Source organism: Alteromonas sp. D210916BOD_24, from assembly GCF_047159385.1.
Classification (GTDB): Bacteria; Pseudomonadota; Gammaproteobacteria; order Enterobacterales; family Alteromonadaceae; genus Alteromonas.
This window is the reverse complement of sequence record NZ_AP038333.1, coordinates 1,399,448-1,411,758: the sequence shown is the minus strand read 5'-3', so window position 1 is coordinate 1,411,758 and position 12,311 is coordinate 1,399,448. Positions and strand designations below refer to the sequence as shown.

Below are 12,311 nucleotides of genomic sequence, written 5' to 3'. Positions count from 1 at the left end.
GAACCGCATTCCAGTACAATTTGTAATTTATTCCATGTTAAAAACACATTCAGGAGACGCGATGTTATCCGCCCAACAACTAGCCACTATGCTTACGCTTCAAGACAAAATGAACAAAAAGGTCAATCCAGATTGGCTCAATGCAGGCTACGGATATTTGCGAGCCGCCATGGTTGAATCGGTTGAAGCCATAGAACATCACGGCTGGAAGTGGTGGAAAGCCCAACACAAAGATTTGCCACAGCTACAAATGGAACTGGTCGACATCTGGCATTTTGCGTTGAGCGCCTGCATTATCGATTTCAAAGGTGATATTTCCGCGTCTGCAAAAAGTATTGCAGCACAACTTGCCAGCGGTGACACAACAGTGACCTTTGACGGTAAAGATTACACTGCGTCAAATCAGTCTTTACTGGATAACCTGGAATTAATGACTGGCCTTTGTGCCGCAAAACGCTTTAATGTTCCCTTATTTATGACCATCGTCGAACAATGCGATATGTCAGCAGATGAGTTATATCGTCAGTACGTTGGAAAAAATGTGCTCAACTTCTTCCGACAAGACAATGGATATAAAGAAGGCACTTACCATAAAGTTTGGTCTGGAAGAGAAGACAATGAACATTTAGTGGAAGTAATGGATGCCCTTGATTTGAACAAACCTGAATTCAGCGATTTAGTTTACCAAGGCCTAAATAGCCGTTACCCGGGATAGTTTTTTACACCAATAAAAAAGCTCTGTTTCAAACAGAGCTTTTAGCTGGGTCTAACTAAAAATACACGGACACTTGACTAGGCGTCTACCCACACCAATTTATCACTGTATGTTCCTTGGATAATATCCACGAAGCGGTCTTCCAGTACATGCCGTTTTACTTTCAAGGTAGGTGTGAGTAAGTCATTTTCTATACTCCACTCATTTTTCATTATCACTACCCTATCCATCACCTGATGGCTCTCTAGCTTGGCATTTATAGCGTCGAAAGTCTTTTTCAGGCTTGCTTCAACATCCGATTTTTGTTGTTTTTGCGCTTCTTCACTTAATACCAATAGTGCCACTGGCTGAGGCAAATTCGTTCCCGTCACACAAACCTGCTCAACTATGGGGTTTTCCATAAATTTAGCTTCAATGGGTGCTGGAGTCACATATTTACCCTTGGCCGTTTTAAAGATATCTTTAAGCCTGCCAGTAATTTTGACATAGCCATCTGCGTCAATCACACCTTTATCACCGGTACGTAAATAACCGTCTTCAGTAAATACCTCCGCGGTTTTCTCTGGTTCCAGATAGTACTCGAGCATATTACACGGTGATTTAACCTGAATTTCGCCTTCTTCAGAGGTACGAATAGTAACGCCATTGTATGGCTTACCGATGCAGCCTATTTTATCGTGACGGAAAGGAACGCTACCTGTGCCATAGGCACTGTTTTCCGTCATCCCCCACCCTTCAGAAATGTAAATGCCGATTTTTGCAAACCACTCAATAACTGCAGGTGCCAATGGAGCTGAACCACTTGCCCACAATCGCGCGTTACTGATCCCCAGACCTTCGCGAATTTTCTTAGCCACAATTTTGTTCAAAAATGGAATTTTAAGCAGAATATCAAGCTTTTTCTGAGGCATTTTCGCTAATACGCCCATCTGGAATTTCGTCCATAAACGCGGTACAGAAATAAATAAGGTGGGTTGACAGTGAGCAACATCGCGTTGGAATGTGGACAAATCTTCAACAAAGTGAATTTTACCGCCGCTGTAATAGCTTGATAACTCGACCAAAACACGCTCAGTAATATGTGCTAGAGGCAAATAACTCATGGTGCGATCATTGCGATTAATGCCTAACTGATCTAACGAGTGACGCGCCGCCCAACAAGCGGTGTTATAACTGTGTACAACGCCTTTAGGTTGACCCGTGCTGCCTGAGGTATAAATGATGGTCATCATATCATCCATATCAGGTACGGGTGAGTCAGTAATAGGCGCAATATCAATAAACTCATCCCATTGCTGTTTGGTGGCAATATTGGGATAAGGAAACGCAACGGTCAGGTACTCAGGTGGAATAGTAGCGACTTGCTGCTCAGTGTTATCGAGCTTCCCGACAAACAACAATTGAACATCTGCGTGCTTCAACACGTACTGTACGGTATCGGGACCGGCAGTCGAAAATATCGGTACCGAAACATGCCCTGCCATCATGATCCCAAGATCAACAATGAACCATTCTGCACAGTTTTTGGAAAAGATACCTATACGACTTCCTTGGGGAAATCCCATTTCACGTAGTCGAGCAGCGACCTGGCGCGCTTGCTGAGCAACCTGCTTCCACGTGAAATCGTGGTATTCTCCTTTAATTGGCTGAGTTAGATATACGTCATCTCCACAGGATTTTTCCCAATGGTATAACATACTTAATGGCGATTTTATTACTTCCTTGCTGTCGGCGTTTGCTGTCATATCTAGCGGCATAGTTCACTCATTTGTTGTTATAATGTAGCTCATTTTTACAATGATTTCACAGACTTCTAATAAGCCTTATTTTTATAAGAATGACAAGCTTTTTAAACAGGCGTTTACATTAGATGCTACGAACCACGTGGCTTTGCGCGTAAAATTTAAATTTCTTATAGACCATCCTTTTGATTCATTATGGTCTTATCACTTACTCAAAACACAGGCTTATGTTGTTTGCAGCACTGTTGTGTTTATTCAGCGTACAATTTTGCCTAACTATCCTCTTTTCAACCAAAAGCTATAAAGGCTAATTCCATGTTTTAAAAAGCAAAGGTTCTACTTCGGAAGCTGAACAAGGTCTGGCGTAAAAATAGCCTTGATGCAAATAGCACTTCTTGCTAATCAGCGCCTCCACTTGTGCTTTGCTTTCTACGCCTTCTGCAACGCAACTCATATTCAAACTATTGGCCAGCGAAATAGTGGTTGTCACCAATGCTTCGTTTGCATTACCCGGGCTCATTTCGTTAACAAAGCTTTTATCAATTTTAAGTACGGAGAGAGGGTATTTTCTCAAATAGCTTAACGATGAATAGCCTGTACCAAAGTCATCTAGCGCAAGTACAAATCCTTCATTGACGAACCGTTGAATTTGTCTAAGTGCATTGTCACTGTCATCCATTAGCACTCCTTCGGTTATTTCAAATCGAAATGCGTGTTTAGGTAAATGAAATTCATTAATGAGGCTTAATACACCTTTTAAATCAAACTCTGTTTTAAAGTGAAGAGCTGAGAGGTTAATTGATACATAGCCGGTAAACCCCTTTTCATGCCATCGCGAAATATCTCTCGCGGCTCTGCGCATTGCTTTACGGGTTACTTCAATGATGTATTTTAATTCTTCCAACACAGGGATAAACTGATCAGGATAGAGAGGCTCGTCATCCAGCCTACCCCTCAGTAACAATTCAACGCCAACCGTTTTATTTGTACTCGCGTCAATAATAGGTTGGTAATGATTAATAAAGCACTCTTCAGAAAAAGCACGCTTAACCTTATTTTCTAATTGGAGTCTGGTTTTAGCACGTTCGTTCATATCGCGGGTAAAATAGGTAAAGCCACTTAATGCATCTCTTTTTGCAATATACATTGCTACATCAGCTTGTTTTATGAGCTCAGCGGGCTCTGACGCATCCTCTGGATAGAATGCAACACCGATACTGCAAGAAACGCGCAATACTTCTTCTGCAAGAGAGATCGGCGTTTCAACAGCTTCGATAATTTGCCCAACAAATGAGCTCAAATCATCGTTATGGGAAACTTCTTCGATAACAATGACGAATTCATCACCACCTAAACGAGCCACAGTCCCCGAGTCAGCAACCAAATTGCGCATTCTGTTGGCAACAATACGCAGCAATTTGTCACCATAATCATGACCCAGCGAGTCATTGATCCCCTTGAACCTGTCCAAATCAATGAACATCACCGCGACTCTGTGCTGGTGGTGACGTGCCAGACCAATCGCGTGTTCTAATCTGTCTAACAAAAGCGTACGGTTTACTAAGCCAGTTAAGCTGTCGTAAGTGGCAATTTTTAAGAGTTTACGTTCCGCATTTTTCTGCTCAGTAATATCAGAGACAACGATGAGGTAGTGCTCCGGCGTATTTTTCTCTCCGCTCACCGCAGTAATATCGATTAACACGTCATACCGCTTGCCATCCGCTCCCTCAATAACCCCTTCATCCTTCCAAAAATCTCCACCTTGCATATCTGATAATTTTGTAGAGAGTTGACGCTCAAGGCTAGGATAACGGATATACAATTTAGTCAGCTGCTTAGGTAACGATTCTTTTGAACTAAAACCAAAGACTTGCTCAAATGCTGGATTAGCAGCCACAAGTTGCTTTTCCTGATCAAAAATAAGTACCCAATCGCGGGTTTGCCTAAAAGCATCACCGAATAAGGTCGCTTGATGCTGTACTTTTTGCAATCGTACAAACTGCTTTTTACGCGACAGTAAGTACGCAATGAACAATCCAATAAGCAGTGAAATATAGATACCGTAAGCGATTGGCGAACGCCAGGGAGCATGTGGCATAGAAAGGGTGATTTCCGCCGGCAATACAGTGTAATCAAAACTGCCTGGCGTGGGCGCTACAGAGAAAACATAATTGCCTGGCGCAAGATTTGCGAAAGTTATCTTGCCATCATCGGTTAATCCTTCAGTAACAATGCGGTCACCTTTGAGTAACTTATAATAATACTTAACCTTTCCGGTACCGGACATAGCTAATGCGGAGAAATGAATAGAAAGGCCAAAGTCCTCATAAGTAAGCTCAATATGTTGACCATTCAGGTTGACCAAAGGTTGAGCCAATAAACGGTTGTCAACGGACACTTGTGTAATTGCTGTTTGCTGGCTTAGCAAGCCGCGATTGCCGTCAACACTGTCTAATTGAGCAGGCGAAAACACAACGGCTCCTGTGGTAGAGCCATACGCAAAACGCCCGTCATTTAAGCGCAGAGCGGCGCCTTGGTTAAATTCAGATACACTGAGTTCTCGGCCATAGATAAAGTTTTGTATTTGTCCTGTGGTGGTATCATACTTGTGTAGTCCTTTGTGAGAACTAAACCAAATATTCCCCTCGTTGTCTTTTAACAAACCGTAGATAATATTCGACAGTAGTAGGTTGGTATCGTTGAGATTATACAGTGGTTCAAAAGTATCTGCGTCAATGCCAATCAGTCCTACACTGTTGTGGGCCAGCCATAGAATGCCCGTATCGTCTATCGCCCATGATGAAATGGAACGATCTCGTCGACGCTGAGACTCAGGGAAGCGATAAACCAACTCGTGCTCAGAAGTATCAGGATCGATTAACCAAAGTCCACCTTCTGTAGCAAGAAATAAACGGCCTCCGTGATACTTTGACTCTCCAAGAAATCCCGGGGTAAAGTTAACGTCAAATACTCGAGGATCTAACGAAAGCCGTCTGATGGTCTTCTCTTGTGTGTCATAAGCCATGAAATCTTCATTACCCACAAAATACAAATACCCATCTGTAGATAACGTCGTGCCGGCGCTAAATACGTCAAATATGGCCTTATCGCCACCTGATATAACTTCAGGAATCTTTGCTTGGCCAGTTGCAGGGTCAAATAAGCGGATCCCTTCATAGGTTTGTAAAAACAACTGTCCAGCATCGGTAGGAATTATTCTCTCAATGGCACCCACACCGATATAATTTTTATCAGAAGTATCGTGCAGATATTGCTCGGCATTACCCGTTGTAAAATCATAGTGATTAAGGCCGTTGGAAGTCCCAATCCAAAGCTTATTAGGCTGCGTTTCGGCGAACGCCCACACTACGTGACTGGTGAGTAAATTTTCATTGCCGTTACGGGCATTTTGAATGGTGAAAACATCTGCGCTTTTCACACCAAAGTACAGCGCCCCTGCGTATATTGTACTTAGCCACAAGTTCCCTGTTTCGTCCTGGGCAATAGCGGTGACTCGTTTATCAGAAATGGTAGTAGCACCGTTGTGGGGCTCTAATATATGCTCGTGTTCCCACCCGTTTTGTTTTTTCGACAGAGAAAATAGCCCTTGGTTAGTCCCCAACCAAAAGCTACTCTCTGCATACTGTACCATTGTCCAAACGTTTCTATCATCGATTACACGTTGGAAAACGCCTTCTCTGTTACCTTGCATTTGTGCAATAAAGTCCGTTTTATCCGCCACAAAAACCCCTTTTACTGTCGCTATCCAAAGACGCGCGCTTTCATCGAGAAGTAAAAATTTTGCATTGGTATTGTCGAAATCAGCGGGAATGTCGTGAAGGTAATCAAAAGGCGCTAGGGCAACATCGTTGCTATTCAACGATTTGGTATACAAACCTGTCGTCGTCGCCACAACCAAGTATTCATCAACGGTAATAGCAGCCCTGATACTGTCATAATTATTGATAATGTCTTGATCAAGTACAGCAATGGTTTCCAGGGTTTTCGATGAAACGTTGTAACGCTGCACTTCTTCGGATAGTGAGATAATTAAGTTGTCGTCATCTTGCCAATGAAAAAATTCAGCATATTGCGTCACACCTTCTAACTTACTGAACGACTTTGGCTCAATTTGGGTAATCTCTTGAGTCCGTAAGTTGAGATAAAAAACTCCGCGTCCATACACACTCAACCACAACGCCTCATCTCCCTGTAACGTCATCTTGTGGATAGACGAGTCACTCAGTAGATTGTTCGGCCCTTTAATTCGCGTGGTACGTACACCGTCCCATCTCATTGCCCCACCCTCGGTAGCAATCCAAACAAATCCCTCACCATCTATCACAATATCGTTTACCACATCTTGTGGAAGACCATTTTTAGTGGAAAGTGACTGAAAGACCGGATTCGATAATCGAGGGGACGCTAGCGCGCATTGCGTCATTACCAACAGGATTAAAAACAAACAGTAGAAACGGCTCATACCAAAACTTTACAGATATCTAATTCTTATTTTACGAGTAAGTGTAACAGAATGACGAGCAGTTGGGCAGCAATAGAGCTTTCAAATTTAACTTAACATTCAGTATGTTACAAACTTCGAGTAAAACATTTTTTGTTTCAGATGAAGCAATGACATAAATTGACTCGGTCATTGTTCAATCAACACCAAGAGGAATTCGACCAACGGGTATTACCTGTCTTCTAATGCTTGGCTGCGGTGCAAGGCGATAAAGATCACCATTTCGCCCTACATAAAACTTTGTGATACCACATTCACGAGCAATGTTGGCATGAGCCTGTAAGTGCATAGCTTCTCCGTGGACAGGTATAGCAATTTGTGGTTTTACCCAGTGATACATCAATTTAAGTTCTTCTGCACAGGGATGACCACTCGCGTGTATGGGTAAAGGACTATCTTCACTGTGCCTAACAGATATTCCCTTGGCGCGAAACGCCTCGTTGAGTTTTCTCACACTTTCTTCATTACCCGGTATGATTATGGATGAAAATAAGACCGTATCCCCTTTCTCCAACTGTAAATGGGGAAATGTATCCATCGCTAATCGTGACAAAGCGGCATTCCTTTCACCTTGACTTCCGGTGGCAACGGCAAGCACTTCATTGGGTGGTAAGTAACCTAAATGGGAAGGATCTGCGACCTCTAGGTCGGTTGGCCAAATACCTTGCTGTTTTGCAATGCTATACATGTTCAACAGCGAACGCCCATATAAGCCAAAGTATCGCTTGGTATTTTTGGCCACGCGGGCTAACGAAATTAAACGCGCAATGTTACTACCAAAACACCCCACCACCACTCGCCCACGCAGCGGAGCAATGGTATTGAGTAGCCCATCATAGCAATTGCGTTCTGAAACTGAAAACCCAGGCTTGGGCGCGTTGGTAGAATCCCCCACTAAGGCGAGAATATTTTCTTTAGCTAGGGCCTTATAAAGCTGGTTATCAAAGGGCTGGCCGGTTATTGGATTGGCATCCATTTTCCAGTCTGCGGTATGTAATACAGTGCCTACATCAGTGGTAATCTTAAGGGCAAAAGGCTCAGGAAGGGAATGTGTTATTGCCAGCCACTTTACAGAAAACGGTCCTATTTGGTGGGTTTCACCAGAAGACACTTCAATTATGGGCACTTTGTTCAAGAGCTTGCTTCTGGCCAGCTTTCGCCTGAGTACTTCAGCAGTAAAGGCCGTCGTATATATAGGTTTTTTGAATCGTTCCCACAGATAGGGAATTGCACCGAGGTGGTCTTCATGTGCATGGGTAATGACAATGCCTGCTAGTGCGTCTTTTTGTTTGGCAATGAAATCAGGCTTAGGTGCAACAACACTGTGGCGGGTAGCCTGTGGTGATTCTCTCACCTCCCCATTTAGGTAAGGCGGTTGTAATGGCTCGTCAAAAGAAACACCACAATCGACCATCAGCCAACTTGCGTTGTGACCGTATAAATTGAGGTTCATACCAATCTCGCCGGTTCCACCTAGAGGAACAAACCACAAATCCTGATCGCTAGGTTGTAACATCTCCCTTCCTACTTGACTTCTTATCTCATACTATTGGTGGGCGTGATATGGAAATGCAACACCTGTTAGGTAACAACGATAGACGTGCAATTATTCGTGCAGCCTTAGGTTCAGCTGATCAATAACCTCGGCCCAAGCCGCGTCTTCTTCAATTGCATCTTTTAAAAACTGAGATTGCGCTGGAGACCAAAACGGCGCGTCATGAAGATACTGTGTCTTATTCAACCCTTTGTGTTGGTCAATAAAGTGTTCAATGTCTTGTTCCGATGAATCAAGCCCCAATTGTCCAAATAAACTGCTCATCGTATGCTGTTCTGTAAACATATCGAACTCCTTGTTAATCAAAAAACGCGTTGCCACTTTTATATTGGAAAAAGCGATCTATTCACTTTTAGCCTTCTATCTATATAAACGAACCAACGCGTCTACAGATCACACTACAATTGCTGCGCAAATTCCTCCGGAGAAATAACTTCACCCTCTTCACCCGGCACTGGGCACACAATCACCATCAAATCATCCTGTGTCATTCCCACCACCCATTTAGATAAAAATTCTTTGGTGGGTAACGCCATGGGTTCGCAGTGTGCCCAATCTTCCGTCGCCCACAACTTAGCGAGTTCTGCATCAGGCCATACGGGCACGCCATCTTCATCATCTGTGGTCAGCATAACGCAACCGTGCTCATCGGTAAGGATAAACAGCGTTTCATTTTGTTTGATGAGCGCCAGGGTTTCTTCTAATCGCTGAAAGGCGTTTTTTTCAAGTAACGGATGTAACTGTGACATGATTTTCTACTTTTAAGTAATAAGGGTGAATAATGTATTTCTTGCTTTGCTAGCAGTACAAACGCGCAACAAGGGCTTACCGCGGTGATCGTGCCCTTATCTCGACGTTTCTCAAAATTTAATAGGCTTTGGTGACACTTTCAATGATGTCCGGCAACCCCACCCTTCTGACTTGCTTCATAGTATGAACATAGACCGTCAGTGGGATCTCGTCTAACGCATCAATGGTGGTTAATGTAACATTTTCGCTAAATTGTGACTCTACACCAACAGGAAGCACCGCAATGCCGCCTTCACTTTGTAGATTATTGATAGCCAGATTGAGAGAGTTAGTTCTCAACTTAGCATCTCTGAGCTGAGGATAGGCGGTTAATAGCCAATCTCTAGCTTTGCTACCCCAATCAATAGCAACAAAGTCTGACGCATCAATGGTTGTTTTGGGATCACCGACACGATATAAGGCCAGATTTTGTTCTAACAGCACTTCACTGTTGACTTCTTCAGACTTAAGGGGCTCAGTAGAAAAAGCTAGGTCTGTAACCCGTTCGTGTAATTGTCTGGACAAAGAGTCGAGGGTTAACACTTCCGCTTTTACCGACCAATCAGGAAAACTACTGTGTAAGTGACTGAGTATTTGAGGAAGAATTATTTCACTTGCCAATTGAGTGGCGCCACAGACCACATATTCAGAGGACTGAATTTGAAGCTCTTGCTTTGCTTCATTTAGCGTCGCGCACAGTTGCTTGGCGAAAGGCAAAAGCTTTTCACCCGATTGAGTAAGTTGGATACTGTTGCGCTGACGAATAAATAGGGTGGTATGGAAATACTCTTCCAATAGTTTTATTCGTGCGCTTACCGCTGATTGAGTTAGGTAAAGGTTTTCTGCCGCTTTACCAAAGTGACGTGTTTTTGCCACCTCTATAAAGGTGGTGAGAAAGCGTATATCCATGCTTTATTTACAGCCGAATCAAGATTTGTCTAAATTGACACAGATGATACGGCAAGTAAACACAAAAGCACAGAGGCGCGCCGTCATAAACGGTGCGCCTATCAATAGCGAATTGCTCTTTAATTCACCAAACTGTTGAATTAGTGCTCTTCTTGGTGCAAGCGACGCTGTTTATCGCGGCGCTGCAGGTCACGCTTCTGTTTTGCCTTCACGTTACTTTGACGTTTACCGTTAGGCTTTTTAGCGTGAACATCATCCTCTTCTACCGAGTCCCATTCATCACGCTGGTAACGATAGTCTTTACTCATTGCTTTCTCTAGTTAGTTTAGGTTGAAAATACATCTTAATTATTGACCTAACGTAAAAAATAGAAAACGAATTTTAATCATCGTAGCGACAAGAAATTTTAATGACGAAATTAGCTGCTACAGCAAGAAAAGTAATTTTTACATTCTCATTTCAACCATTCTGTTGGGGTTTATCTACTGAACAAGGGTAACAGACAATAAAAAACACAATCACATTACATAACAGCAACTTACAAAGATAAACTGTCAGAAGAAAGCCATTTTAAGCTGTGTTTTTTTTATTCTTTTTTATGGCTTTATTTTTAAGAAATAGACACTTAAAAATTTTTTATTGATAAGAGAAAAAACTTTTGTTTTATCTTCTAATTCAATTCCCTTAAAAGTTCGCTGAACAAACTATTACGTTGGGTATAACATGAAAAGTTTAGCTATTCGACTCTCTGCAAAACCGTATATCGATCGTCAGAAATTTCCGTATGGCTTTCGAAAGTCAGGCGATTTTAGTATAACCGAAGCCGATCTTCTCACCCAATATGGCAAAACGCTATTGGGATTAGAAAGTGGTGAACTTTCGCCTGAAAGTGAAGACGAACAACATTTTGTCAGCTTTATCAGCGGACAGGTTGAAGCTGCTAACAATTTAGAAAAGGCCTGGGCCAAATACGTTCGCTTAGCAAGGGGTAAAAAACATTTCTACACCTTGCACAGCAGCGCTAGCAACCAGTCAGATTACGACGATGATTTCTCTGACGACGAGTTTGATGTTGCGTAAGCACCGCTAGATTCTTCTAAGACCCGCTACAAGCGGGTCTTTTTGTTTGAGGCAAAGGTGATCTCAATACCCTTAGCAACAGAACAAAATGGAGAAAAGCTAGAGAGTGTCTACACTTATATGTGTGTACGTCACTCATCAATGTACGCAATAGATAGCTACTTTGTTAGTACAGCTCATGCAAAGGAGGCACAATAATGATCGTAACTTCAAAACAACTTACTCATTTTTCAATCCGCGCAACAGACGATAGCATTGGCGGCATCCGTGACATTCTGTTTGATGATGAAACCTATGTTGTCAGATATTTGGTCGCTGACACTAACACCTGGTTTCCATTAAGCCGCAAAGTGGTTATTTCCCCCATATCAGTAAAACACCTCGACATAGACGAGGGTAACGTCCACATCAATATGACTGTTGATACCCTCAAAAACAGTCCTTCCATCGATGAACATAAACCGGTTTCTAGAGAGTACGAAGAAAACCTCTTTAAATATTTTGGCTATGGCTACTATTGGATTGGGCCTGGTGCATGGGGAGAATTCGCTCATCCCAATGAGCTCGTAGAACTGCAAAGGCAAGAAGAGTCGGGGTTACAACATCCGAAAAAAACAGAAAATCACCTGCGCGCTTGTAGCGAAGTTGGTGGCTATGAGGTTGCCACACAGAACGATAAAGTTGGACATATCAGTAACTTTATTATTGATACTTACAGCTGGAAAATTGTCTTGTTGGTAGTCGATACTAATAACTGGTTGCCCGGCGGCAAACACTTGGCGTTGTTACCCAGTGATATTAAGAAAATCGATTGGGCAGCGCATCATGTTGCAGTCTCTCTGACGCACGAAAAGCTCGAAGACCGTCCAGAAGTCGATAGCGATAGACTTGGCGAAGTAGGCTATATAGACGAGCTTTTTACTGCCATTGAAGGCTAAAAGCCCCCAATGTACAGATGGTGTATTGTTATCACTGTACTTTGCAATGTTCCGTTTACCT

Annotated in this window: 10 protein-coding genes; 3 read left to right on the top strand and 7 right to left on the bottom strand. The window is 42.8% G+C overall.

Annotated features, from left to right (window positions below; genetic code table 11):
* The first annotated feature begins 61 nt into the window (after window positions 1-61).
* A complete protein-coding gene (locus ACMCM8_RS06155; protein ID WP_412726508.1) occupies window positions 62-715 on the top strand; it encodes a dUTP diphosphatase in 654 nt (217 codons plus the stop codon).
* A 77-nt stretch (window positions 716-792) separates the two neighbouring features.
* On the opposite strand, the gene ACMCM8_RS06150 is transcribed toward ACMCM8_RS06155, so the two are convergent.
* The 7 genes from ACMCM8_RS06150 to ACMCM8_RS06120 form a co-directional block, all read right to left on the bottom strand.
* Complete coding sequence (locus ACMCM8_RS06150) at window positions 793-2,472, bottom strand: AMP-binding protein (RefSeq protein WP_412726506.1); 1,680 nt, start codon at window positions 2,470-2,472, stop codon at window positions 793-795.
* A 292-nt stretch (window positions 2,473-2,764) separates the two neighbouring features.
* On the bottom strand, window positions 2,765-6,940 hold the full coding sequence (locus tag ACMCM8_RS06145) for an EAL domain-containing protein (protein ID WP_412726504.1): 4,176 nt from the start codon (window positions 6,938-6,940) through the stop codon (window positions 2,765-2,767).
* Between the two features lie 175 nt (window positions 6,941-7,115).
* Window positions 7,116-8,495 carry a ribonuclease J gene (locus tag ACMCM8_RS06140; protein ID WP_412726502.1) on the bottom strand — a complete coding sequence of 460 codons (1,380 nt, stop codon included), beginning with the start codon at window positions 8,493-8,495 and terminating at the stop codon, window positions 7,116-7,118.
* Between the two features lie 90 nt (window positions 8,496-8,585).
* Complete coding sequence (locus ACMCM8_RS06135; RefSeq protein ID WP_412726500.1) at window positions 8,586-8,819, bottom strand: DUF2789 domain-containing protein; 234 nt, start codon at window positions 8,817-8,819, stop codon at window positions 8,586-8,588.
* A gap of 113 nt (window positions 8,820-8,932) precedes the next feature.
* Complete coding sequence (locus ACMCM8_RS06130) at window positions 8,933-9,283, bottom strand: DUF2750 domain-containing protein (protein WP_412726498.1); 351 nt, start codon at window positions 9,281-9,283, stop codon at window positions 8,933-8,935.
* A 118-nt stretch (window positions 9,284-9,401) separates the two neighbouring features.
* Window positions 9,402-10,232: a LysR family transcriptional regulator gene (locus ACMCM8_RS06125; protein WP_412726496.1), complete on the bottom strand. Its 831-nt coding sequence runs from the start codon at window positions 10,230-10,232 to the stop codon at window positions 9,402-9,404.
* A gap of 140 nt (window positions 10,233-10,372) precedes the next feature.
* Window positions 10,373-10,540: a hypothetical protein gene (locus ACMCM8_RS06120; RefSeq protein WP_412726494.1), complete on the bottom strand. Its 168-nt coding sequence runs from the start codon at window positions 10,538-10,540 to the stop codon at window positions 10,373-10,375.
* Between the two features lie 415 nt (window positions 10,541-10,955).
* Between ACMCM8_RS06120 and maoP the strand changes: the two genes are divergently transcribed.
* Window positions 10,956-11,312: a DUF413 domain-containing protein gene (gene maoP / locus ACMCM8_RS06115; RefSeq protein WP_412726492.1), complete on the top strand. Its 357-nt coding sequence runs from the start codon at window positions 10,956-10,958 to the stop codon at window positions 11,310-11,312.
* 197 nt (window positions 11,313-11,509) lie between these two features.
* Window positions 11,510-12,250 (top strand): PRC-barrel domain-containing protein, encoded by a 741-nt coding sequence (locus tag ACMCM8_RS06110; RefSeq protein ID WP_412726490.1) that lies wholly within the window; start codon window positions 11,510-11,512, stop codon window positions 12,248-12,250.
* The last annotated feature ends 61 nt before the right edge of the window (window positions 12,251-12,311 follow it).